This window comes from Myroides odoratimimus, assembly GCF_004337635.1.
Classification (GTDB): Bacteria; Bacteroidota; Bacteroidia; order Flavobacteriales; family Flavobacteriaceae; genus Flavobacterium; species Flavobacterium odoratimimum.
This window is the reverse complement of the sequence record NZ_CP037427.1, coordinates 3,633,836-3,659,581: the sequence shown is the minus strand read 5'-3', so window position 1 is coordinate 3,659,581 and position 25,746 is coordinate 3,633,836. Positions and strand designations below refer to the sequence as shown.

General features: G+C 34.7%; 23 protein-coding genes. 8 read left to right on the top strand and 15 right to left on the bottom strand.

Translation table 11 applies throughout. The features are described 5' to 3' along the window. The first annotated feature begins 57 nt into the window (after window positions 1-57). From ilvC to E0Z07_RS16635, 4 genes are all read left to right on the top strand, one after another. The gene (gene ilvC, locus E0Z07_RS16650) at window positions 58-1,104 is read left to right on the top strand and encodes a ketol-acid reductoisomerase (protein ID WP_006258342.1); all 1,047 of its coding nucleotides are present in this window, start codon (window positions 58-60) and stop codon (window positions 1,102-1,104) included. Then, the gene (gene ilvA, locus E0Z07_RS16645) at window positions 1,101-2,345 is read left to right on the top strand and encodes a threonine ammonia-lyase IlvA (protein ID WP_006261617.1); all 1,245 of its coding nucleotides are present in this window, start codon (window positions 1,101-1,103) and stop codon (window positions 2,343-2,345) included. Before ilvC ends, ilvA begins: the two co-directional genes overlap by 4 nt. A 246-nt stretch (window positions 2,346-2,591) precedes the next feature. Continuing rightward, window positions 2,592-3,152 carry a methylated-DNA--[protein]-cysteine S-methyltransferase gene (locus E0Z07_RS16640; RefSeq protein WP_006261616.1) on the top strand — a complete coding sequence of 187 codons (561 nt, stop codon included), beginning with the start codon at window positions 2,592-2,594 and terminating at the stop codon, window positions 3,150-3,152. A gap of 111 nt (window positions 3,153-3,263) precedes the next feature. After that, window positions 3,264-3,872 (top strand): Type 1 glutamine amidotransferase-like domain-containing protein, encoded by a 609-nt coding sequence (locus E0Z07_RS16635; RefSeq protein WP_006261615.1) that lies wholly within the window; start codon window positions 3,264-3,266, stop codon window positions 3,870-3,872. Between the two features lie 745 nt (window positions 3,873-4,617). Here E0Z07_RS16635 and E0Z07_RS16630 read toward each other — a convergent pair. Further along, complete coding sequence (locus E0Z07_RS16630) at window positions 4,618-5,328, bottom strand: LytR/AlgR family response regulator transcription factor (RefSeq protein ID WP_006261614.1); 711 nt, start codon at window positions 5,326-5,328, stop codon at window positions 4,618-4,620. Continuing rightward, window positions 5,325-6,365, bottom strand: a complete 1,041-nt coding sequence (locus E0Z07_RS16625) for a sensor histidine kinase (RefSeq protein WP_006261613.1) — start codon at window positions 6,363-6,365, stop codon at window positions 5,325-5,327. The genes E0Z07_RS16630 and E0Z07_RS16625 overlap by 4 nt, the downstream gene beginning before the upstream one ends. Window positions 6,366-6,618: 253 nt before the next feature. Between E0Z07_RS16625 and E0Z07_RS16620 the strand changes: the two genes are divergently transcribed. After that, on the top strand, window positions 6,619-7,446 hold the full coding sequence (locus E0Z07_RS16620) for a DUF5694 domain-containing protein (RefSeq protein WP_006261612.1): 828 nt from the start codon (window positions 6,619-6,621) through the stop codon (window positions 7,444-7,446). Window positions 7,447-7,780: 334 nt separating this feature from the next. On the opposite strand, the gene E0Z07_RS16610 is transcribed toward E0Z07_RS16620, so the two are convergent. From E0Z07_RS16610 to E0Z07_RS16585, 6 genes are read right to left on the bottom strand one after another with little or no spacing between them, the layout of a single operon-like run. Continuing rightward, the gene (locus E0Z07_RS16610) at window positions 7,781-9,487 is read right to left on the bottom strand and encodes a bifunctional alpha/beta hydrolase/class I SAM-dependent methyltransferase (protein WP_006261611.1); all 1,707 of its coding nucleotides are present in this window, start codon (window positions 9,485-9,487) and stop codon (window positions 7,781-7,783) included. Window positions 9,488-9,510: 23 nt separating this feature from the next. After that, window positions 9,511-10,800 carry a phosphatase PAP2 family protein gene (locus E0Z07_RS16605; RefSeq protein WP_131541014.1) on the bottom strand — a complete coding sequence of 430 codons (1,290 nt, stop codon included), beginning with the start codon at window positions 10,798-10,800 and terminating at the stop codon, window positions 9,511-9,513. After that, entirely contained in the window at window positions 10,782-11,537 is a 756-nt protein-coding gene (locus E0Z07_RS16600) for an SDR family oxidoreductase (RefSeq protein WP_006264091.1), read from the bottom strand. The genes E0Z07_RS16605 and E0Z07_RS16600 overlap by 19 nt, the downstream gene beginning before the upstream one ends. Further along, a complete protein-coding gene (locus tag E0Z07_RS16595; RefSeq protein ID WP_006261608.1) occupies window positions 11,534-12,568 on the bottom strand; it encodes a patatin-like phospholipase domain-containing protein in 1,035 nt (344 codons plus the stop codon). The genes E0Z07_RS16600 and E0Z07_RS16595 overlap by 4 nt, the downstream gene beginning before the upstream one ends. After that, the gene (locus tag E0Z07_RS16590; protein ID WP_131541013.1) at window positions 12,556-13,347 is read right to left on the bottom strand and encodes a phosphatidate cytidylyltransferase; all 792 of its coding nucleotides are present in this window, start codon (window positions 13,345-13,347) and stop codon (window positions 12,556-12,558) included. The genes E0Z07_RS16595 and E0Z07_RS16590 overlap by 13 nt, the downstream gene beginning before the upstream one ends. Then, a complete protein-coding gene (locus tag E0Z07_RS16585) occupies window positions 13,348-13,953 on the bottom strand; it encodes a CDP-alcohol phosphatidyltransferase family protein (RefSeq protein WP_006261606.1) in 606 nt (201 codons plus the stop codon). Window positions 13,954-14,333: 380 nt separating this feature from the next. Between E0Z07_RS16585 and E0Z07_RS16580 the strand changes: the two genes are divergently transcribed. After that, entirely contained in the window at window positions 14,334-15,791 is a 1,458-nt protein-coding gene (locus E0Z07_RS16580) for a DASS family sodium-coupled anion symporter (RefSeq protein WP_131541012.1), read from the top strand. Here E0Z07_RS16580 and E0Z07_RS16575 read toward each other — a convergent pair. The 6 genes from E0Z07_RS16575 to E0Z07_RS16550 form a co-directional block, all read right to left on the bottom strand. After that, a complete protein-coding gene (locus E0Z07_RS16575; RefSeq protein WP_131541011.1) occupies window positions 15,768-17,093 on the bottom strand; it encodes an IS5 family transposase in 1,326 nt (441 codons plus the stop codon). The two genes, E0Z07_RS16580 and E0Z07_RS16575, sit on opposite strands and share 24 nt — an antisense overlap. Window positions 17,094-17,374: 281 nt before the next feature. Then, window positions 17,375-19,498, bottom strand: coding sequence for an outer membrane beta-barrel family protein (locus tag E0Z07_RS16570; protein WP_006261604.1), 2,124 nt, complete (start codon window positions 19,496-19,498; stop codon window positions 17,375-17,377). Window positions 19,499-19,509: 11 nt separating this feature from the next. Further along, a complete protein-coding gene (locus tag E0Z07_RS16565; protein WP_006261603.1) occupies window positions 19,510-20,718 on the bottom strand; it encodes a PepSY-associated TM helix domain-containing protein in 1,209 nt (402 codons plus the stop codon). 560 nt (window positions 20,719-21,278) lie between these two features. Then, window positions 21,279-21,578, bottom strand: coding sequence for a type II toxin-antitoxin system RelE/ParE family toxin (locus E0Z07_RS16560; RefSeq protein WP_006258326.1), 300 nt, complete (start codon window positions 21,576-21,578; stop codon window positions 21,279-21,281). 5 nt (window positions 21,579-21,583) lie between these two features. Then, on the bottom strand, window positions 21,584-21,823 hold the full coding sequence (locus E0Z07_RS16555; RefSeq protein WP_006264085.1) for a type II toxin-antitoxin system ParD family antitoxin: 240 nt from the start codon (window positions 21,821-21,823) through the stop codon (window positions 21,584-21,586). Between the two features lie 163 nt (window positions 21,824-21,986). Further along, complete coding sequence (locus tag E0Z07_RS16550) at window positions 21,987-22,379, bottom strand: RidA family protein (RefSeq protein WP_006261601.1); 393 nt, start codon at window positions 22,377-22,379, stop codon at window positions 21,987-21,989. 161 nt (window positions 22,380-22,540) lie between these two features. Between E0Z07_RS16550 and E0Z07_RS16545 the strand changes: the two genes are divergently transcribed. Further along, window positions 22,541-23,353: an SMI1/KNR4 family protein gene (locus tag E0Z07_RS16545; RefSeq protein ID WP_006264084.1), complete on the top strand. Its 813-nt coding sequence runs from the start codon at window positions 22,541-22,543 to the stop codon at window positions 23,351-23,353. 8 nt (window positions 23,354-23,361) lie between these two features. Here the strand turns inward: E0Z07_RS16545 and E0Z07_RS16540 are convergent, their stop codons facing one another. Next, window positions 23,362-24,219, bottom strand: coding sequence for a helix-turn-helix domain-containing protein (locus tag E0Z07_RS16540; protein WP_006264083.1), 858 nt, complete (start codon window positions 24,217-24,219; stop codon window positions 23,362-23,364). Window positions 24,220-24,302: 83 nt separating this feature from the next. Here E0Z07_RS16540 and E0Z07_RS16535 point away from each other — a divergent pair, with 83 nt between their 5' ends. After that, window positions 24,303-25,670, top strand: a complete 1,368-nt coding sequence (locus E0Z07_RS16535) for an MFS transporter (RefSeq protein ID WP_006264082.1) — start codon at window positions 24,303-24,305, stop codon at window positions 25,668-25,670. Window positions 25,671-25,746: the final 76 nt, after the last annotated feature.

The window sequence follows — 25,746 nt, the reverse complement described above, 5'->3', positions numbered from 1 at the left end:
ACAAAAAAACGATTTCACGAAATCACAAAAAAACAAAATCACAAAAAACTATAAAAAATGGGACAAATTAATTTTGGAGGAACACTAGAGAATGTAGTGACTAGAGAAGAATTTACATTAGATAAAGCAAGAGAAGTATTAAAGAATGAAGTGTTGGCTGTTATTGGTTATGGAGTACAAGGACCAGGACAGGCACAGAATTTAAGAGATAATAAGATCAATGTGATCGTAGGGCAACGCAAGAATTCTACTAGTTGGGATAAGGCAGTAGCGGATGGATGGGTAGAAGGAGAAACGCTATTTGATATTGAAGAAGCTTGCCAACGTGGTACAATTATCATGAACCTACTATCAGATGCAGGACAAATCCATACATGGGAGACAGTTAAAGGTAATCTATCAGCAGGTAAAGCATTGTATTTTTCTCATGGCTTTGGAGTAGCTTTTCATCAGAAAACGAATATTATTCCACCAGCAGGAATAGATGTGTTTTTAGTAGCACCGAAAGGGTCAGGAACATCATTGCGTACATTGTTTTTAGAAGGATGTGGACTAAACTCAAGCTATGCTATTTTCCAAGATGCTACAGGTAGAGCACAGGAGAGAGCTTTAGCCGTAGGTATTGCTATTGGTTCAGGTTATTTGTTTGAAACAACATTTGAGCGAGAAGCTTATAGTGATTTGACTGGAGAACGAGGAGTGTTAATGGGAGCTATCGCAGGTATTTTTGAAGCGCAGTACAATGTACTAAGAGCAAAAGGACATACACCTAGCGAAGCATTTAATGAGACAGTAGAGGAGTTGACACAGAGTTTAATGCCTTTAGTAGCAGATCGAGGAATGGACTGGATGTATGCTAATTGTTCTACTACAGCACAGCGAGGAGCACTAGATTGGAAAGATAAGTTTAGAGATGCTACTACTCCTGTATTTAAAGAGTTATATGAGAGTGTAGCGTCAGGAAGAGAGGCAGAGATTGTGATTAAGGCAAATAGCGAGAAAGATTACAGAGCTAAGCTAGAAGAAGAATTAAAAGAATTAAGAGAAAGCGAACTTTGGCAAACAGGTGCTGAGGTGAGAAAACTAAGACCATCCCAATCATGAACTTATTGACAAAAGTATATCAAGCACAACAGAATATTGCACGAGTCGTCGTCCAGACTCCTTTAATGAAAAATCTAAACCTAAGTACAGTATATCAGGCAGATATCTATTTGAAAAGAGAAGATTTACAACCTGTCCGTTCTTATAAGTTGAGAGGAGCATATAATAAGGTCACTACACTTACTCCAGACGAGCAGTCTGGAGGTGTAGTATGTGCTAGTGCAGGTAATCATGCGCAGGGAGTCGCTTTTGCTTGTCATCACCTAGATATTCACGCAACGATATTTATGCCGATTACTACTCCTAAACAGAAGATAGATCAAGTCAAACTATTCGGCAGGGACAAGGTAAACATCGTTTTGAAAGGAGATACATTTGACGCCTGTTATGCAGAAGCAAGCTTATATTGTAAAGAGAATAAAGCGGTGTTTATTCATCCTTTTGATGATGAAGAGGTAATCGCAGGTCAGGGTACTGTAGCATTAGAAGTATTACAGGCTATGAAAGAGCCTATTGATTATGTATTTGTCCCTATTGGAGGAGGAGGTTTAGCAGCCGGAGTTAGTACTGTATTTAAGCACCTAAGCCCACATACTCAGATAGTAGGAGTAGAACCAGTAGGGGCAGCATCTATGCAGACTTCTATTCAAGAGAATGTGAATACGGCATTAAATACAGTAGATACCTTTGTAGATGGGGCTGCTGTTAAGCGAGTTGGAGATTTAAACTTTGCTATTTGTAAAGAGAGTTTGCACGATGTAATAACAGTAGCCGAAGGAAAGGTATGTACTACTATTCTCAAGCTTTATAATGAAGAAGCACTTGTGGTAGAGCCAGCTGGAGCTTTGAGTATAGCCGCTCTTGATTTGTATAAAGATAAATTGGTGGGCAAAAAGGTAGTCTGTATAGTAAGTGGAAGTAATAACGATATTACGCGTACAGAAGAGATAAAAGAACGCTCACTCTTATATGAAGGGTTAAAGCATTATTTCATCGTTAATTTTCCACAACGCCCAGGAGCGTTAAAGGAGTTTGTCAATGAAGTACTCGGAAAAGATGATGATATCACTTATTTTCAGTTTTCCAAAAAGAATAATAGAGAGAGAGGCCCTGCAGTAGTGGGGATAGAATTAGCCAACAGACTCGATTATGATCATCTGATTAAACAATTAGAGAAACATAATTTTAATTATCAGTATTTAAATGATAATGAAGCACTATTTACTCATTTAGTTGGCTAGTAGATTTCTTTATAAATGACTTGATTAGTAAGTCAGCATTGAATAGGTTCCGATTGTTTCTCGGAACCTATTTTATTTTAGAATAGAGTTGTTGTCAAGAGTAATTATATAGGACAGATAGTCCTAAGTGATTTAAGTATAGCTATAGAATGAATGAAAGATTTCAGGAGTAGAATTGTTTTGTAGTATTTGGTCGATGTGTATTCTAGTTTTAAATTAGTAGACTGAAAATAAGCTCTATTCGTTATGGGACAAAGTACAGAACAATGTATTATAGATTTACAACAACTAGAAACTCCTATCGGTACTATCGTGGTCTGTGCTACAGATAAGGGAATTTGTTTATTAGAGTTTGCTGATATTGAGGGAATACAGAAGGAGTATGATCATCTTAGTAAAGAGAAGAATGCCGTGATTGTATCTGGAGAGAACAAACATATTACCCAGTTGAAAGAGGAGTTAAAGAAGTACTTTGAAGGAGAGCTGATTACTTTTAGTGTTGCATTAGATCTAATAGGAACAGCATTCCAACAACAGGTGTGGAATGGACTTCTCCATATCCCTTATGGAGAAACAAAGTCTTATAAAGAACAGTCGGAGTATCTACAGATTCCAAAAAGTATTAGAGCTGTAGCGAATGCGAATGGGATGAATAGAATAGCTATTGTGATTCCATGCCACCGAATTATAGGTACTGATGGTAGTCTAACAGGCTACAGAGGAGGGATTTGGAGAAAGAAATTCTTATTAGAATTAGAGAATAAAGAGAGATTCTCTTCTTCTCAGTTAACATTGAGTTTATACTGAGGTCAATATAGTAAATTGTGGTTTGAAAATAGCTATAATTAATCGCAAAAGCGTATTAGTAAGAATTGTACTTTAGTTTTATCAATTTTAAGAATTTGTATCGTGATAAAGATGTTTTTAAGTTCTTCATTCTGTGATGTAGTTAGCTTATTTAGTGACTTTGCTGGTGAAGAAGTAAAAGGAAAAAGGGTGACTTTTATTCCCACAGCCAGTGTAGTAGAAGAGTATGTGGGACATGTAGAAAATGACAAAAGAGCTTTCGAAAGTTTAGGAATCATTGTAGATGTATTAGAACTGAGTACAGCAAGTAATGAAGAAATCAGAGAGAAAGTAAGTACTAATGATTACATTTTTGTATCAGGCGGAAATTCTTTTTACCTACTCCAAACTTTAAAAGAAATGGGTGCTGATTACTTAATAAAAGCAGAGGTGTCTAAAGGGAAGCTGTATATAGGGACTTCGGCAGGAAGTGTTGTGATGTGTCCTGACATTCGATATATAGAGGCAATGGATGACAAATCATTTGCCCCTAAGTTGACAGAATACAAGGCAATGGGAATGATAGATCAATATCCTTTAGTACATTATGGATGTGAACCTTTTACAGAAGTAGCTGAACAAGTATATCAAGAATATAAGGATAAATTGCCTTTAGTGTTGTTAAATAATTACCAAGTTCTGACTGTCCAAAACCAAGAAATAGAGGTGTTGTCACTATAATTCAAAGTGTAAAAGTGGAATAGGGGGGATAATGTTTGAAATTGGTCAGCTTTTATAGTTTGTTCTTCTTATCAAATGTAATAGCTTGCAGTAACCAAACAAATTAAAAACGATGAGAGATTGATAGAGTAGAATTGCCCTTATCTTTTTATCAATCTTTCGTTATTATTTTTCTTTCCTTAGAAAAGGAAACAATTACAATTAAAGTGTTAAGAAATTTTTAGAAGGTTACAGTGATGTAGCCTTTTTTTAATTCTTATTTGTCTGAATATACTTCATTAGATATAAAACATTGAAATGAGTTAGTATTCTTCTAATTACATTTGATATCTATATTTATTTTGAATTGGAATCAAGTAATTTTACCTCACATAGTTCATTATTGTTGTTTTAAGATTAACTCAACACTTAGAAGGTGATCCGAAAGATCACCTTCTTTTTTTTGTATCCAGAGTGTTCTTATAGTAAAGAGTTATACGGTATTTAATTGGTATGAGTTCGTAGTGAGTCCGTTATGAGTCCGTAGTGAGTCCGTTATTTTGGATGTTTTAACGGAGTCACGAAGGATGGATATTAGATTTAGTATTGAAATATGTCAAAGCAAGTAGAATTGGGAGTACAACAAGAGTAAAATCTACTTACAGTTGATTAGATAAATCCAACATTGTAAATAAGGTAATAGGTGTATTTAAACTATATATCAGAGTAATAATTAATCGATTATGTTTAAATAATAGAAGAGAACTTATTCCTTTAATAATTGACCTAATACCAATTTTTTATAAGTTTCTCCTATAGGGATGATGGCCTTATCTATATATAGTCTATTGCGCTCTATAGTATCTAAGTGTTGTTTGTTGATAATAAAGGATTTATGTACACGGATAAATTGATGACTAGGTAGTTTATCTTCCATCTCCTTTAAAGTGCATAGCGTGATAAGACGTTCATTCACTAGATGTAATACCAAATAATCTTTTAACCCTTCTATATACTTTAAATCATTAAAGAGTACTTTGATATGCTTACCATCTGTTTTGATAAATAAGTGATTCTCTTGATCTATTTTTGGAGGAGTTGTCACTATATTATTTTGCTGTATAATGGGAGAAGCCTTCTGTATGCTTTTAAAAAAACGCTCATAGGTAATCGGTTTTAATAGATAATCGATTACATTATGTTCATATCCTTCTAATGCATATTGGTTATACGCTGAGGTGATGATGAAGTAAGCCTTTCTCCCCAGTAGATTCATGATTTGCAGTCCTGTTAGTTCAGGCATTTGTATATCGATGAAGCACAGGTTTATGTCTAGTTGTTGTAATTCAGTTAAAGCTGTTAATGCAGAGGTAGAGCTTCCTACTAGCTCTAGCTGAGGAGACTTCTGTACATAATCGCTTAGTAAGGCTACCGCTAAGGGTTCGTCATCTAGTATATAGCATCGGATAGGATTCATAATTCAATGGATAGTTGGCAAGTAAAGATATTCGCTTCTTCTGTAATTTTCAAAGTATGTTTATTCTGAAATTGTAAATCTAAGCGTTTGTGGATATTGGCTAGACCTATTCCACTAGTCTTATCCTTGTTATAATTGTTAGTCTTGTTTTGAGTATCTATTTCAAGTAGGTTATTGTGCTGTTTAATCGCAATTGTAAAAGGATGTTCTTGATCTGTCAATATTCCATGTTTAAAACCATTCTCTATGAAAGGAAGTAACAATAAAGGAGGAATGAGTAGACTAGGATTTTCTATATCTATGTCTAGGATGATATGTGTTTGTCCTGCGATACGCATTTTCTCTAGGTCAATGAAGTCCTGTATATAGTTGATTTCTTTTTGAAGTTCTATATGATCTGTATCCGTTTCATAAGTCATATACCTCATGAGTTGACTTAGTTTATCTATAGCAGGGAGCGCCTGTTCAGACTTCTGATAGACTAAAGAATAGATATTGTTTAGTGTATTAAAGACGAAATGAGGATTTATCTGTGATTTTAAAAAGCGCAATTCTACTTCATTCTTTTCTTGTTTTATAATTTGATTTAATTGTAGACTTCGAATCAAATAGATGATAATAAAAGTGATAGTAGAAGAAAGAATAGGAATTAGACTAAAGTATAAGTTGTCAAAGATGTAAAATAATACTGGAGTACCAGGGTAATAATTCTGTACGCCCCATATCCACAATATGACGCCTTGTTCTATAAAAGCTCTTATTACCAAGAAAAAGAGATAAGAAGATAGCCATCCTAGAAAAACTTTTTTCCAAGTGAACGACTTCATCACTTGAGGCATAATGTAAAGGTAATGAAAGTAAAAAACGCTAACGAAGATGATAGCAGTGGTATTATTTAGAATAGAGAAATCAGTAAATCTAATTAAATATGGAGCATTATAATCTAAGTGAACATAGTAAATATAGATGATGAATAGCCATAAGAGTAAGTGTAATTTTCTTTCTTTTTGGATGGATAAAACCTCTACTGTCTTCATAAGTATTGTTTTTTGTAAAGCTATAAAAACTTAGTTTTTAAATAAAGAGTGTTCATCGGATAAAATAGAGTGTTGGTCGAAAAAGTAAAAAGAGAAAGTGCTTACTATTTCATCTTTGTCCTATAATCAAAAGAATATTTAAAGAAGTTTAAGGAAACTGGAAACTGGAAATTGGAAATAGGGAAGTCGGGAGAATACACGTTACGACATCACCAAAAAACAAAAAAATAGAACTATAAAAAAATAAACAATTATGAGAACTAAATTATTCAGTTTATTTGCGATGTGTTTAATGGGAGGGCAAATAGCCAATGCTCAAGTAAACGATAATCTAAAATCAGAACACCCTATCCCAGTACTGAATATGGGAACGTTTCACATGGGGTATACATCTGATGCGAGTACTACAGAGTTCGATGAACACAATTCCAAAAACAAGGAGATGATACACGAGGTAGCTAGAGCTTTAGCGGCCTTTAAACCAACTGTGATTATCGTAGAGCAATTACCAGAATCTAACGAGAGTTTAAACAAGTCTTATCAGGAGTACTTGACAAATCCCAATAAGGTATTTAAAAACCCTAATGAAATAACTTTATTAGCTTTTGAATTAGGACGATTAACTAATGTAGATAAACTATATGGTATAGATTATTCTGAAGGATATAACTATATGATAGCACAGAAAGTAGGAAGGTACAATGATAAGCAATTATATGATGATTATATGGCGGCTTGTTTTAAAGTATTAGATGAAGGAGAAAAAAAGATGAGGGATGTGAAGCAAATGCTTTACTTCAATAATAAAAAAGAGGTATTCGATGCTTTGATTAATCTGAATGCTGATATGCTGACTCATGTGTCTTCTCCAGGCAAGTCTGAAGGAGCTGATGAAGCAGCTAAATTCTATCACCGTAACTTAGTGATGTATTCTAACCTAAACCAAATACCACTGACGAAAGATGATCGTGTATTTATATTAATGGGGGGAACGCATACTGCATTCTTTAATATGTGGTTAGAACGCAGCCCTAAGTATGAGTTAGTAAACACACTAGACTACCTAGAGAAGTTTAAGTAATTAGTTAAGAGTTTTGTACATCCGTCACATCATGTAGAGACGATTACTATGCGTGTCACAGGAAACAGGAAACAGGGAACGGGAAACAGGGAAACAGGGAACGGGAAACAGGGAACGGGAAACAGGGAACAGAAAATAGGAAAGTCGGGAGAGTTTGCGCAAGGAGGAACATCTGTCACATCATGTAGAGACGCATTATTATGCGTGTCACGGAAAACAGGGAACGGGGAACAGAAAACAGCGATTTCACACCTTCACACCTTCACAAAATTAGGCTACTTAGAGCAATCTGAGTAGTAATAAAAAAGCCCTCATCATTGAGGGCTTTTGTTATTTATGATTTGACAATCTTACCTACGGATACTGTGAATATACCATAGTTATCGATTAACATATTCTGTTTAAACACGCTGTTATAAGCGAATAGTTTATCAAGTTCATACTGAGAACGACGACGCATTACCCAGTCTGTATCTCTGTGACTCTTTAGTACAAAGGCAATTGTTTTTAACTGTGGGTGCCATGGCTGTCCTGTGTACACAATCACGCTGTTGTTAGTCGCTATACTACTTATTCCTTTGATGGTATTGCAAATCATATCGTTATCATCAAATAATTCAAAAATACCTGAAATGATAGTAATATTTGGCTCAAAGTTGAATAGCGGATAAGTGTTTAGATCAAAACAATCATAGTTCGTAAAACGAATACCAGTTAGATTGTGCTGTTTGATATAAGCTTCTCCGACTTCAATATTCGAACGTTTAAAGTCATTGACTACTATTTCTGCATCAGGGTATTTTGCTTTGATGTCGAATAAATAATTACCAGTACCTCCCGCTACGTCTAGTATCTTGATAGGTTTTCCTTGTTCTTGTAACAGCGTTATCTGTTTGTCTATTTGTTGTAATAGATGAACTTTTCGTTGGCGAATACCTGCCCATCCGATAGCGTTAAGGTAGTTCTTATCCATTATTTTACCGAAGCCTAACTTCCCTTGAGGAGTGTTTTTATACACATAGTCAAGAGAGATACCAGAGTCAAAACCATATAACAGTCCTAATCGCATTCCTTCTGATAGAGGACCTATTATACCTAATAGTTTCTTCTGGATTTTATAAGATAGCAATTCGACAGATGGCAATAGACCAAATAACATTTGGTAGTACTCATCAGTAGTAAACTTATCCGCTTTTAGGTTGATTTTTACTTTAGGAGCAGCGAAGCTCTTCTCCATAAACTTAGCAATGTCTTTATACACTTGTTCACGTCCTTTTTCAAATAAGATACCGTGGAAGCTGTCTTTAAGTGTTTTAAACTCTCTTAGGTCACTGCTTAGATTGTGAAAGAAGCGTTGTTGCCATTTGTTCTTGACTACGTAATCTTTCCCAGCTGAGAAGACAATCGTAGGTACAGTAATAGCCGCTGCATCATCTACAATGCGTTTTCCTGCATCCAATAAGTCTACAAGCATACGCCCATTGATAAACTTCGTGATTAACGGGTCGCTATCGTAAGCTACTTGTTGATCTTTTTCATGAGTTAATACCTTAGACTTTACATAGCTTGTCACAATCATATCTGGTTTAAACTTAGTACCCAGTGCTATCATTTCTTTAGCCAAAGGAACGTATAGTTTAATAGAGAATGCTGGAGCAAGTAATGCCATACCTGCGATAGGAACAGCGTAATCGTGTACCCAAGCACTTGCTATAACCCCAGCAATACTATTGGCTACTACGAAAGTGTCGTGATAGTGTATCTGATAGGTATGGTTTAGGTAATGAGCGAAGGCATCTAGGTCTCGCACATAGTCCATAAAGTTAGGAGATACTTCCTGTTCTGTATATCCATGCCCTCTAAAGTCAAAACTAAATACGTTATAATTAGCAAATGGAGCACTCTGTGCAAACTCTGCTAAACGAGCAGAATGCTCATGTCCACGATGTAGGACAATCATTGTTTTTTGTCCTTCTTTGTAATTCCAAGCTCTATAAAATATAGCTGCATTATCAAAGCTAGTGAATGTTCCTTCTATCATATATTAGTGTTTTTTATAGCAATTTATAATTTAAAGATAGCGTTTTGATTAATAGATTGTATATATGCCTGCGCATCTTTTTGTGTGCAACCTGTATAATAAGCGTAAACTAAAGCCGCTATAGTCATGCTTCTAGACAGTCCCATAGCGCAGTGTATATAGATTACAGTATTGTTTTTTTTGTTTTGATAAGCGTTAATAATATGTGTTACGATATGCTGAATATATTCTTGATTGGCCTGTCCTACATCTAAAAGCGGATAAAAGTGATAGGCAGAATGATGTAATAAATAACTGTTCTCCTTCATCTCAGCAGATAGGTCATAGGTTATTACTTCACTTGAATCAAAATGAGCTGAAGCTTCTTTAGAAGAAAGTAAAGATCCGATATAGAGCTGAGGGATCATCTCCTTGACCTCTACTGGGTAATAGACTTTGTTTAGTCTTCTCAGGATATAATAAGTTGTAATATAAGGCAGTAGAACAAGGTATTTCCACAAGTTAATTTGTCCTTGTTTATCTTTGATGAAATAAATGTTATTCTGTATATAAGCAATGCCAATATAGATAAGGTTAGTCGCTATCCAAAGCAATAAAATAGAGGTATAGCGCTCAAGTGAATAACAAACAATACCCAATAGCATAGTCGCTAAAACAAAGTATATCAATCCTTTTTTTATATTGAGGTACAAAGCTTTCTCTTTGTTTGGTAGAAAGATAAAAGTACCTAAACAAACTAGAATGGCTGTGATCAAATCTATGGTGTGATGCTGATAGACAAATAGTGTAGAGAGCGCTACTAAGGCAAGCCAGATATGTAAGAAGACTTTGGTAAATGCCTTAAATCTTCTAGTGTGTTCTACAACAGTCATAAACACAATCGCATAGGCTACATGTAGGGATGGAGCTTGATTATAATGAGTATCCCATGTCGTGATAAAGTCAAAAAGGGGGTTAAACAAAGCCACTGTATGCAAAGGTCTCTCTACTGTAAACTGAATAGGGAATACGATAAACCCAATAAAGGCGATTATAGTGACTGCTAACATACGCTTAGTCAGTAATCTCAATTGATAAATAGAATCTACCCAATAAAAAACGAGTAAGAAGAATAGTCCACTAGTACTATAGGGAATAATCATCCACTCTATAAATGGGATATAGGGATCTATCGCTAAGGTCACAGACCAATCCAATGCTCTATATACAGCGTAATACTGTGCTGCCATATATAAAATAATGAAGACAGCATAACAGAGTAGCATTGCTTTGGTTCGTTGTTTAAAAGTAGGAGTTATTTCTTCTTTTGCCATTTTGCTTTTTTGTGCATAATACGTTGTAATATTCCTTTAGGGAATAGCTGTAAACAGCGAATTAGTCGATACATCTTTTTAGGAAAGACTATTAGTTCTTTGCCTTGTGTAATATTAGTATAAATGATATCAGCTGCTTCTGTAGGAGTGATAACATATTGTTTTTTAGACAAATCATCACTATTGAGCTCTAATAATCTAGGTGTAGCGACATAACCAGGATGCACACTGATGACTTTAATCCCTTTATCCCTATAGGCGCGATGATACGCTTTGGTAAGTGCTACTACTGCTTGCTTACACCTTGTGTAGATTGTTGCTTCATTATAGTCTAAAAAGGTAGATATCGAAGCGATACAGACGATGGTTCCTCCGTTGTCCTGCATACAGCCTCTCGCTACTTCTAATGCATTTAGGGTTGCTTTGATATTGTTGTCTATCATGGCATTGGTATCTTCCCATGAAATATGCTCTAAGGCACTATCTGTATAATTACCTGCTCCTGCTATCAGTATATCAAGCTTAGTTTGACTAAATGTGTTTATAACATCTCGTAGTTGAGGTAGGTCTGTTGCATCTACTGTATAGACAGTTAGATTAGGATGTACAGAGAAGTCATGTCCTTCTTTATGAGGATTTCGACTGCCAATACCTACACGATAGCCCTCTTGCAAATAACGCTGAGCTAATGCCCATCCTATACCTGATGTACCTCCTGTGATAAAGACATTTTTCATTGTTTTAATGCATTAAGGACTACTTGATATCCATAGTCAAATTGTCTAAATATCTGTTCTTTACAGTCTTCTTTAGAAATGGGTAATTGTATTTCTAAAGCAAACTTTCTCCAATTGATTTTACGGCTTAGATAGCCCCCAGAGAGTTTTTGTCTCATATCACTGGTGTCTAATCTATTGGCTGTGATAGCTGCTGCTTGTTGAAGTCGTTCATTCCCACTGTAGCCAAATACAGCTCTTACTAAGCCTTCTTCCATGGCTGAATAAGGAGCTTTGTGTTCTAGCCATATTTCGTTACCTAATGTAGTGGCTAGTTCAAAAGGGATAAGGTCTATCGCTCCTCCTAAATACTGTTTACCTCTATACTGAGCAGGTGCCATATAGAACATATCAGATGTACTAATACGCATCGCTCTTAAGGGCTCTACTTCTAGAAGCAATTCTGTATCTCTCTCTACTGCACTATTTGTGTCAAATTTATATTGATCAATATATTGATGTAGTGAATCAAGAGGAACATTAGGAGTAGGAATGAGTATTTTCTTAAAAGCTTTCTCATCTTTTCTCTTTTTGTTTACTCGATCAGGTGTATACAATATCTCAGAACCAAGGGTAATGACCTCAGGCGCATCAGTATGTGTAGTTAGTAGAGAAGGGAACTTCTCATCTAGGTTTTGAGGCTGATCAACAAAATACTTGCTAAACAGGTCTAATAGATAGGGAGCATTCTCTTTTTTCTTACTGTGCTTGATACAGTAGTACGGAAGGCGGTCTAGTCTCGTCTGATTAGTCAAAAAGGTATTCATCGCAGCAGTCAGAAATTCGTCTGACGCTAGATATTCTTTAATGGCCGCGGGTGTATTAAAGGTGCGTATAATCGATGTAGAGATAGTCGCTCCACAGGTTGAGATGATCAAATCAGGTCGAATATTGTGTTCGACCATCGCGACATACATACCACAGTACATCACAAAGCGACTTCCGCCACCAGAGAACACCGCTACGCGATTATAAGGTTTTATTTGATCCATAACATGACAATATAAAATAGAGGAGTGGTGTATAATAAACTATCTACACGGTCTAGTAGTCCTCCATGTCCAGGAAGGAGTGTACCTGTGTCTTTGACATTTGCTCTTCGTTTGACTAAAGAGAAGGTTAAGTCTCCTAAAAAACCTAAAACACTTAATGCCATCGCCAGTAGAATAGTCTTTAGCGTAATGGCTTCCCAGAATAGTAAATAGTACATCAGGTTAAATATACCTGTAGTCATCACAATACCACCTATAACGCCTTCTAGTGTTTTATTTGGGCTGATATGAGGTGTTATCTTAGTCTTGCCGAATAGCTTGCCAGCCATATATTGACTCACATCGTTTAGCTCCATTGGGACAACTAATAAAATGAGATATTTATAACCTTCTTTTGCTAACCCAATATAGAATAACATAGTAGTAGATAGAAGGTAAAAGGTCATGATCACTAAGAAGAAAGCATAGTTTCTATATTTTAGGTATATACCAGCAGAAACAATCATGCTTAAGCCAAGTATAGTAAGTAAACTCTCTTCAATAGGTAGCAGTAATAAACAAATAGTGATAATCAAGGTAGTCAATACAACTATTCCTAACTTTAGGGATCCTATAGGGATGGCAAAAGTAAATAACTCTAGTTGTCCCCAATAGATTAGGAACATAATGAACATTAATAAACTCAAGGGGTGTAGTAGTGCTAAGCCAAATACTACAACGATATAACACCATGTCCTAACGCGTAGGGGTACATCTGCAAACTTTCCTTCCTTTGTCATCTATTGTGCGTTTTTAAGTGCTTTACGGCATCTTGTGATTGTGCTTAATAGTAATAGTAAATTGATAACGATAAAGATATAGAAAGATGCTCCGCTAAGATTAACACCAGAGAACAGAAGTAATCCATATATTCCCAATATTAATGCTCTATCGCTTTTGCCCATAGGACCATCATATCTTCTCTCTCCACCTAATATCTTTCCCATTAGCCCTGCGAACTCATTGATAATACTCAAGCCTATAAATAAGACAATCAAATAGGTGCTCTCTGGTTGAAACTTTAATAAAGGAATAAATAAGATAAAGTCAGATAAAATATCACCTACCTCGTTGAGTAATTCGCCTTTCTTAGAAGTCTGATTATACAACCTAGCCATCATGCCATCTAATGCATTTAATGCCATGCGAATAAGCAATCCGATAGGTAAACAAAGAAAGAAGAAGTGGTAGCTATCTGCATACCAAAATAACACAGCTAATACAAAAGAGAAGACAATAGCGAATACAGTAATCTGATTAGCTGTGATTTTCTTTTTGTGTAATGCATTTAGTATTGGCATTAGCGATTTCTGAAAATAGGGCTTTATCTTATATACGGATATCATAGTTTACGATTTTATTAATAAAGGATTAACGGAATTATAATATTAAAAAACGTTAATGATTGTGGTTTTTTAATTATTTTATAGTGTTAAGGTTGTGGTTAATTTGGTTTTTGTAGTTAAAAATTGATTGGAAACTAAAAATATTATATAATAAAGTGTTATCTTTAATAGTGAAAAATAGAAATAACAAACATACTATTATAACAGTTAAGTGTGCTTATTTGTTATAAAAAAACTAAAAAAATATTGTACAAAATGTGTGTTTGGCATTTTTGTTGATTTTAGATTATAAATAAAAGTAGTGAAAAATATCCCTTTTATACTAAGATTGTATTTACTCATTTGGGGATTATAACTTACTACAGAAATCAATTACTCGTATGGCAAGTAAATTAGAACCTATCAAACCCGTACCAGCGTTAATCGCGGTCGCTATCACTTTAATTATTTGGTTTGTTATCCCTGTTCCAGAAGGCGTTAGTCCTAATGCGTGGCAGTTGTTAGCATTATTCGTTGGAACTATCGCAGCTATTATTGGAAAGGCGCTACCTATCGGAGCAGTGTCTATTGTAGCGATAGCCTTAGTAGCCATAACAGGTGTAACTAATCCAGATAACTCTAAAGCAGCTTTAGCAGATGCTTTAAGTGGTTTTTCAAATGATTTAATTTGGCTTATTGGAGTAGCAGTGATGATCTCTATAAGTTTAAAGAAAACAGGCTTAGGTGCTAGAATAGGATATTTCCTTATTTCCTTGTTTGGTAAAAGAACACTAGGGATTGCGTATGCATTGTCTTTTGCCGAAACAATCTTAGCTCCTGTAACACCAAGTAATACCGCAAGGGGAGGAGGAATTATACACCCTATTATGCGTTCTATCGCAGTGAGTTTTGGCTCTAGACCAGAGAAAGGGTCTGCTGAAAAGATAGGACGTTATTTAGCACTAGTGAACTATAATGCCAATCCTATTACTTCAGCGATGTTTATTACCGCTACAGCTCCTAATCCATTAATTGTTAGTTTGGTGCTAGCAGGTACTACTGCTGGAATCACTATAACATGGGGAATGTGGGCACTAGCAGCTTTAGTACCAGGTTTAGTAGCTTTAATCGTGATGCCGTTAGTGATTTATATGATTTATCCACCAGAGATAAAGAAAACTCCTGATGCTCCAGTATTTGCTAAAAAGCAATTAGATGAGTTAGGACCTATTTCTTTACCTGAGTATATTACAATGGGAGTGTTTACCATCTTATTATTGTTATGGGCAGGAGTTCCGGCAATGATTTTTGGAGATACTTTTGCTGTTCAACCAACAGCGGCAGCTTTCTTAGGATTGGGAATTCTTATTGTCACAGGTGTATTAACTTGGGAAGATATATTAAAAAATACAGGGGCTTGGGATACGATAGTATGGTTTGCAGCCTTAGTAATGATGGCAGGTTTCTTAGGTAAACTAGGTTTGGTAGGATGGCTCGCTACAACAGTAGGAAAAGGTATTGCAGGATTAGGATTATCGTGGATACCAGCTACGCTTATACTGCTTCTAGTATATGTATATTCTCACTATTTCTTTGCAAGTACTACAGCGCATATTACAGCGATGTTTGCAGCCTTTTTCGCAGCAGGTATAGCTCTTGGAGCACCTGAGATGTTATGGGCATTAGTACTAGGATTCTCATCATCTATAATGATGTCACTTACACATTATGGTACAGGTACAGCCCCGATTATTTTCGGAACGGGATATACAACATTAGGAGAATGGTGGAAAGTAGGTTTTGTAACTAGTGTGGTTAATCTAATTAGTCGAACCTTAAAAAGTCATTTTAAACTTTAGATTGCAAAATAGTAAGTTGGTTATTGTATAAAACGCTTCTGTAAAGAAGAACCAAAAAGATGATTTACATTTATTCATCATCCTTTTAAAGTTAAATGCAGCTGCAGCTAACATAATATTGATATTATCTCCTACAATTCCTTTATAGAAGTTACGATTTAATCTATGATCTGATTTAAGGTGCCCTATTACTGGTTCTATTGCCGCTCTTTTTTTGTGAGCGTTGCTTAATTTCTTGCGTTTGTAATAACTGTCTGATTTTTTGGGTGTTGATGGGATTAGTATTTCTGTGTCACCTACTTGCTTTTTGCCTCGATAACCACGATCAACTTTTGCTACTTTAGGAACCTTACCTGTTAGTCTATTTACTTGTTCTAATGCAGCTTCTAATGTATGACCGTCATATTCATTACGGAACCCAAGAGCTCCTACTATTACTCCTGAGTCTGTTTTGACAAAGGAAGCTTTATTCCCAAATTCATATTTCTTATGCTCTTTACCTTTTGAGATACAGCATACTGCTTGTTCATGTAAGGAATAAATTTTACCTGTTGTATTCCTTTTTTGAGACAATACTCTTTTAAATATTTCTAATGTTGGATGGTGTAGGGAATTTGGAGCTAACTTTCTTTCTAATTCTCTTACAAGTCTTCCTGCTATTGTTTTTATTTTTCTATCTGCCTTGTTTGCTTTTGCACTATTCTTAGGATGATTTCTAAAGCGTTGAAAGGTTGCTAATTTCTTTAAAGTTTGTGTATAAGTCTGTCTGACTTTTACGTTTTCTTGTTCTGCTATTTGCTTGCATTTTTTTATAATCTTATTGTGAAGCTTTGCATCTGTTGGGTAGGTAATATTTTTTTCTTGAACAGTTGTATCTATATTCACATTGTCATCATCATTGTCTTTTTCATTGACACGGATACTTTCTTTTAAAATTAACTCCACTCCTGATTCGCCTATCCTATTTCTGAAATGCACTAACTCTGAGGCTTCACATGGAGATCCTGTAGCGAAAGATACTTCTCCACAAAAATATTGATAATAGGCGTTTTCACTCCATTGAACCACGACCATTTCATCTGATACATTACGGATATGTTTTAACATTAAAAGCCCAACCATTAATCTAATAGGTTTTGCTGGACGACCTTTTCCACTACTATACAACGGTGAAAATGCTTGCTCAAAAACATTCCAATCTATTTTATTAGCCAACTTGTATAAGCCGTGTTTTCGATCTAAGATCTCTTCAAAAGTTGATAAAAAACTCACTTGATTAGGGTTTTTATTGTGTGCTAACATTGTAATAAATTTGCAAGGTTTATATACTAAATATACTAAAACTTGTAATATTTTTAAACAAAAAACACATAAAAATAAGTGTAATATATTGATTTATATTTAATTAAGTTGTTTTTAAGGGACAACTAATTATATTTATTCTAGTAGGAGGACTATGGTGGAAAGCACTAGGATATTGGTAAGAGAATAAGATTTATTATATAAGCAAAAGCCAGTCGAGATTGACTGGCTTTTGTGTATAAATCAATGAAGTATAATGAGATAGAATCTCCTTAATTAGATTAAAACTTATAGTTAAATGATAAAGTAGCTATTCGACTATCTAGATCATATTTCTTGCGAATATTAGAATTGAAGTTATCTCCTGTTACATTGTAGTTCACAGTATTTAGAACATCTGTTACAGCTAGTTTAATAGTTGCTTTGTCTTCTAATAGGGCTTTAGATAAACCGATTGTTAAGTCAAAATAACTATCTCTTTTGTATAGACCTAAGTTTGACTTAGAGAAGTACTGTGCATTGACATCAGCCTTTAATCCTTTAACAATGGTAAAGTTGTTTTGAGAGTTAAAAGTGAAAGCTACTTGTGAACTATTGATTTCTGTTCCTTGATAGTTTCCTTCATATTTGTTGTTAAACAAATTAAACATATTACTCATAGACCACCATTCTGTAGGGCTTACTGTACCTGTTACATTCGCACCATAGTGATAAGATTTGTTTAAGTTTTCTTGAGTACTTACTAAGATACCTGTATCTGCTTGGTAATTATACACATTGGTCATCACATCGTTCGTCACACTGAAGTACACATTTGCGATAAGGTATTTACTCCATGTATATCCTACTTCAGAAGCGTGTGTTATCTCAGGTTTTAACTTAGGATTCCCTTGCCAATAGTTAAAAGGATCATCGTAAAAACGGAATGGGTTTAAGTCAAAGTGACTCGGTCTATTAATACGTTTACTATACGAAGCATAGAAGCCATGTGCGTTATCTGTTTCGTACTTGATAGAGGCACTAGGGAATAGTTTAGTATAATCGTTTTTACTGTATTCTTTAGTTGTTTTTTGGTCTATTTCGGTTTGTGTAAACTCTGAACGCAATCCTACTTGGAAACTCCAATGCTCTAAACTAAGCTTGTAGTTAGCATAAGCAGCGTGTATCTGTTCATTGTATTTATAGTGATTCGTTGAAGCAGGATCTACTTCCCATCCTGAATTATTTTGGAATTCATAAACAGATGGATTGTCATTTGATTTGACAATTGACTTCCATCCTGTCTCTAAAGCGTGCTTATCATCAAGAGGTAAGGTAAAGTCTAATTTACCATTAAATACTTTAAAATGTGATGGAATATATCCACGTCTATTTCTATATGGAGCATTAGAGTTGTTTAATAAAACGTCAGCTAATTGAGATTGTTCAGATCTAAACTTAGAAGTCTCATATTCTAAATCTACATCTACTTTACTACCCTTATCATTGAATAAATGAGAAGCAGTTAAGTTAAATGTGTAATCATACCAATGCTCTTTATTTCCGTTGTCTGTATTAACATGTGAATTCAATGTTTCTACAGGAGCATATATCATATTATATCCTTTAGAATAATCTTCATATCTCCCGATTTTAGCATCGAATAAGAAGCCCACAGTTGTTTTAGAAGATAGAGCGTAATCCACTCCAAATTTGAAGTTATTAGAAGTAAGAGGCTCATTACTAGTGAAGCGTTGTTCACTGTGTCTGTCTATTACAGAAGGATTAGTAGTGTTGTAGAAGTCTTGAAGATAATGCTTGTGTTCTTCTTCCCCTCTAAAAGTATAGCTATAGTCTCCAAATAGACTTAGTTTCTCATGCGTATACCCTAGATTAAATCCTGCATTAAGGCGGTTTTTACGTCCTCGTCCTGCATTGACAAAAGAACTTCCTTTTAGCCCTTCCATATTGTACTTCTTTAATACAATATTAATGATACCTGCATTACCAGCTGCATCATACTTAGCAGAAGGGTTAGCGATAATCTCTATATTTTTGACTTGAGAAGAGTTGGTTGATCTCAAGAGATTGGCTAGTTCTTTTGCAGATAGAGAACTCAGTTTTCCATTTAGCATTACACTAACTCCTTTTTTACCTCTCAGAGATAATTCACCTTCTTGAGATACAACCACTCCTGGAGCTCTTCCAAGAACTTCAAGTACTGTACTTCCATCTGATAAAGCACTATTCTCTACACTAAACACCATTTTGTCAGCTTTCTGTTGGAATACAGGAGCTTTAGTAGTGATTAATACTTCGCCAAGGTTAGTATTAAATGCGTTGAGTATACTGTCTAATTGTGCTTCGGTTTGGGCATAGGTACCCAGGCTGCATAGTGATAGCAGCCATATATATGGTCTTTTCATTGTTTTAAAAATTATTTAGTAGTCTTTTTTTTATTGCGTCTTCCCCAATAGATAATAAAACCTGTAATAGGAAGAGAGGCACAGAATAAGCTAAGGATAAAAGCAATTATTTTTCCAGGCATACCAAAGAAAGCTCCTACGTGCAAATCATAAGTAGCACCAGTAGCTCGTTCTGCTAATAATCGTTCTCCATGAGATCTATTGAACAATAGCTCTCCAGAGTGTTCGTCAAATATCATAGTATGTGAGTCATTATATTTGAACTCGTGATCTTTAACACGAATAGTCATATTGTCGTGATGATGATCAGCGTTCTCATGATCTTCTAAGTCAATACCAAAAGAGAAAGCATTAGGGTAGTGCTCTTTTACAGTAGCAGCTATGTGATCTACTGTTGTTGGAGTTTCCATAGACTCAGGAGCAGTAGTCTTATAATGACTAAAGTCTGGAGCATACATAGAAAACCCGTTGATTAAGAAGTAAACCCAACTCATCGTGACGCGGAAAGAGTACATAATTCCTGTAATAGCCACTATTAGTGCTAGAGCAGAAGAGTAAAATCCAAGTATATTGTGAACGTCATAATTTTTACGGCGCCAACCTTTTACTTTCTTCCATCTAAACCAAAAGCGTTGTTTACGCATATTCTTATTCTTAGGCCACCATAGTATAATCCCTGTGATTAGCATAATCACAAAGATTATAGTAGCTACACCTACTATAGTACCTCCTACAGCATTACTCAAAAGTAATGAGCGGTGAAGAATCATAGTGAAGAAGAAAGGGCTTTTCAATAGGTCATCGACAGCAATTACTTCTCCTGTATACTGATTGACATAGACTGTTTTAAAAACGAGATAAGTATCGAAATAATTCCATCCTTCCGGATTGGCTTTAAACAATCCAAATTGATAAGAACGAGTAGGATCCATTGGGATTGTTACTTCCTCTGCTGGAACTTCTTCGTTAACTAATTGTGCATTAACTAGTTCTTTTAGTTCACGAATAGGAATCGGTTTTTTATTTTCAATATCTTGTTCGCCATGATAGATCATGTCTTGTTTAAGATAGGTAGAGATATCCTCGTTGAAGACAAAAACAGTTCCTGTAAGTGATACGATAAGTACAATTATACCTGACAGTAGTCCTAACCACAAGTGGAGTTTAAGCATATACTTTTTGAAAATCCCCTTGGTTTTCTTGGGCTTATCAGTTTGCATAATAATTAGTTATTTAGATTTAATAAATATAATTAGGGTGTCGCAAATATATAATTATTTATAATCATTCTAAGTATAAGTTTGTTCTAAATGAGAAGTATTTTATAATAAGTTGATTATTAGTGGATATCAATAATATTTTGTGGTTTTTTATAGTTAGTTTAAACCAATATCCACATTTGATAAATGCTACAAAGTAATTCTAATTCATAGTTTTTTTCATCTAATGGTCTCTTGCAATTTTAAGTTTACCTATCAGACTTATAGGTTTAAAGAGAAAGGAATAATTGAAAAATCACTAATTTTGAATATAGGTTTAAAAGTCTATAATACAGTGTTTTAAAAGGATTTAATTAAGAAATAGTGTATCTGTAAGAAAATAGTTGAAAGGTGGATTTATGAATTTTGACTCTCGTCTTTTGATTTTGTCATTGTATTTATCTTTTTTAATAAAGCTAACGAGAGTCCTAATAGAAGAAGAAGTAAAAGACGATTTAGTTACTTTTTAATAGGAGGATAGTTCTTGTTAGGTAGGCTTGGAGAATGTAATTATATCAGTACTATTCTTTCAAAATGTTTTTTAAGTCCATTCGTTCGTGTAAGAAGCGAATGACTAAAATATCTTTATTCTGTAGTATTTGATAGAATATAATATGTTTACCTATAGCAAAACCTAAGAGATGTGTATTTATCCTGGCGTAACTTTTTCCAAGAGTTGGATTATTGGTTATTTTCTGACAAGTTTCAATTAATAGAGTATAATATTTATTAGCTTGCTGCTCAGACCATGCTTCAAAAGTATATGACCAAATTTCGGAGAGATCCTTAACCGCACGGTTAGTCAAAATATACTTTGCCATTATTTCTATTTGTTAGCCTTTAAAGCTTTTAGATGGTTGTTAGGGTCAAAGTCTTCAGCTATTCCACTATCAATTCCTTCTTGTATAGCATTTCTTAATACTTGTATCTCATTTTCTTCTTTCTCAAGAAGACGTAGACCAGCGCGAATGATCTCACTAGCATTTTTATAACGACCTTCATTTATTTTAGCTTCAACAAAACCTTCAAAGTAGTCTCCTAATGATACTGATGTAGTACGTCCCATAACTTCTATTTTTATCAAAGTTACCAAAATTTGGTAATTTTAGATAGCGCATTTACTTTTATTTAGTATTTATTTTCAGTGTGTTAGGAGGCTTATAAGAAAAAAGAGTTGACCCAACTGAGCCAACTCTTTCGAATTACTTATTATGTATCAATCTAAACGACTACTTTGCAGCCCATATTTCTATTTCTAATTGAATCTCTGGCAATCCTAGTGCTGTGATATACCCAACAGTCATAGATGGGTATTCTGTACCAAAAGTGTTGTCCCAAACTTCGTAGAAGAAGTCCCAGTCTATCTCTTGTGTCGCCCAAATATTAACTTTAATGACATCATCAGCAGTTAGTTTTTGACTACCTAATACTTGGATGATATTCATAAACGTGTTTTGTACTTGCGCATTAAATGTAGAAGGGATATTCCCCATCGCATCTGTACCTATTTGTCCTGAGAATGTATATAGATTAGCTCCTTTAGGAACCACAGTCACATGAGAATATCTTCCCACTGGAGCTGCTAAAGTGCTAGGATTTAGTCTTTGTATTTTTGTATTCATCCGCTATAAATTATTGTTTCACGCGCGAAAATAATCTATTGATTTATGAATTTAAGTTTCCTAACTAACTTTAGCTTTTTTATAAGATAAATGGCTGTTTTTAGGGGTAAACATGTTTTCTAAATTTAGTTATTTTTGCTCATTATGCTAAACATAATAATATGGAAACTATTAATTACCAACTATTTTTAAAAGAGACATTACCTTTTGAAAACTATTTGTTTTATAAAGCTTTAAAAGAGGAAGAAGTAATAGATTTAGAGTCAAGCATCTCAAAATCGTTACCACCTTACTACAGAGAGTTCTTGTTAACTATTGGTATCTATCAAGATGTTATAGAAGGGCTATTCATCAATAAGAACGAATGGATAGAACAGAACGGGTATTTAGGTGAAGTAGAAGAGAACTATGTGATGATAGGGGATAATGGAGGTGAAGACTTTTGGTTGTTACGTACAGATGATACAGATGATCGAACAGTTTATAATTGGGTAGATGATGAAATAGAAGAAACTGGTTTTACTTTCGATGATCTATTGGAGAGATGTTTAAACAATTTGAAGGATGATAGCTTATGTAAATTAAGCAACGATAAAAAAGCTTTAAGGATTAACTTCGTTTTACGCCCTGAACAAGAGAATAAACTAAGTGAAGTCTTGGGGATAGAATATACAGGAGAGTGGATAGAAGATATTCCTAATTTTGAAGATTTGAGAGATTATTTAAAAGATCAGCAGTTAAGTGTTTATAACATTAATGCAACATTAAATGGTCAACCTATTGAAATAAAAAAAGAATATAGTGATAAAACAAAAGAAGCTGTGTATACTTTTGGCTATAATGAATCTTTATCAGTGTTAAGAGAGAACTCTAAAATAGAAGAGTATCAATCTTTGATAAAAGAGCAGTTTCACAACTCTTCAGTAAGCGTTTTAGATATTTATAATACCGATTTAACTGATTTAGTTTGGTAAGAAGCATATTATACTTTTTGGTGCTCTTTTTTATACTGTGAGGGAGTCATTTGTTTATATTTTTTAAACAATTTAGACAAATGACTTTCATCGTTAAAGCCTAGTTCAAAGGCTATTTCTTTTAATCTTGTATTGCTGTACTTAAGCCTAGTTTCTACTAATTTTAGCTTGTAATCTAAGATATAGTCTTGCAGTGATATCCCTGTCTGTTTCTTAAAGTATTCACCCAGATAGTTTTTAGAAATACTAAACTCATTGGCTAACGCCTCTAAAGTCAACTTCTCTTTATGCCCAATGTGTTGCTGGATATAAGTAATCATTTTCATAATATCTTGTGCCTTTCTATTCTCATTGACTTGTTCATAATCGTGTAGAATAAGGTTACGAGCCACAAGGTTGAGCAGGATAGAAATGCATTGTCTTATGATTAAATAATCTTGTGTATGGTTATTGTGCTCTCGTTGAATACTGTGTAATAACTGTTCTGCAAATACAGCATCTTCTTCAGATTGGAATACACATCCCGCTTTAGTATGATAGTTATGTGTGATATAGGTCAGCTTATTGATATTATCACAAGTCTCTATGCGATCTGCCTCTGTGCGAATCTGAGTGATAAAGCTCTGAGGACATTCTATCACGAGGATTTGACCATCTTTACTTTCAAAAGAATACGGTGTATCAAAAGGAATAATAAATAGCTTTCCCTTTTTAAAAGGGACTTTATGAGCTTCATATCGACTCATCCCTTTTCCCTTTTGTATATACACGATAGTGAGATGCGCTTTTGGTTGTATACTAAAAACATCATCTATCAGTAGATGTTCTGTGATATGAATAGGGTCGAAGGTGTTTTTAGAAGTCATATTGTTTACTGTAAAAACCTTTTAAAGTACAAGATAATTTGTATCTAGGGTGTTTCCTTTGCAAAGGAATAAAAATAAACAATATGAATGAATATAAAAATAGGTGGAGTATTCTACGCTATTTAGTTATAGGAGCTTTTCTATCTCCTTTAGATTATTTTATTGTCAATATGGCTTTGCCTGCGATTAAAGAATCATTTCATGCAACAGAGAATCAGTTGCAGATGGTCATCGCAATCTATGGACTTACGTATGCTGCTCTAGTAGTCTGTAGTGGAAAGCTTGGCGATATATATGGTAGGAGAACTATCTTTACGACGGGGCTTTGGATATTCTTAATCTCCTCTTTGGCGTGTGCATTTTCTCCATCTGTACAGATGTTGATTTTCTCTCGTTTTTTGCAAGGAATAGGAGCCTCTTTGTTAGCTCCGCAAGTATTAGCGTCTATTCGCATCCTTTTTGACGAATCAGAACGAGCAAAGGCTTTAGGACTTTTTGGTTCTGTATTTGGCTTAGCAGCTATAGTAGGACAGTTGCTTGGTGGTGTATTATTAAATATTCATTTGTGGAATCTAACGTGGGAGATTATCTTTTTGGTAAATGTACCTGTGGCAGCTATTTGTCTATACGGTATTTATACTACTATGCCTAAGGAGAAAGTACAAAAACAAAAGTTAGACTACCTAGGTGTAGTCCTTGTGATTAGTGCGTTACTTTGTTTTATCACTCCTTTGATTTATGGGAGAACCTATGATTGGGCGTGGTGGATATTTGCTATTATAGGAGGTAGTATAGCACTTGCTATTAGCTTTGTGAAGTATGAACAATATAGAGAACAACGCCAAAAACCTGTCTTGTTATCTATCTCTTTATTGAGTAATAAATCCTTTGCTTATAATTTGCCTATCATCTTGTTTTATAATTTTACCGCAGGGCTATTCATCTGCTATCCCTACTATTTACAGTCTTATCTAGGGTGGGATGTATTAGTAGCTGGTATGGCTGTTTTGCCTTATGGAATAGGTTTCTTTCTAGGGCCAATCTTATTTGCTAAGGTAGATAAGCAAGCTTCTTTTTGGATAAGATCAGGACTATTGTTATTATTAATCTCCTTCTTAGGGTTAGGTATATTATTTGGTCAATACAGTACACCGAATGTATTTATGCATGGCTTATTTTTATCAGCAGGGCTTGGACATGGGCTGTTAATGCCTGTGATGATGAAAGAGAGTATTAAGTCCATAGCAGTAGATCAAGTAGGACAAGCATCAGGTATCGTGAGTACTACGATACAAGTAGGCAGTGTATTAGGAGGAGCAGTAATAGGTACTATATTCTTTAGTTTAAGCAGTACTTTAGACTATCCTAATGCCTTTGGGATAGCAATAGCAGTAATAGGGTTAGTACAGATTATTGGTTTGCGGTTATCCCTAAGGGGAATTAGGAATTAAGAATGTTACCTATATACATATAACCGTAGGGGCGAATTGCAATTCGCCTTACAAAAAAACGATTAAACAACATCAC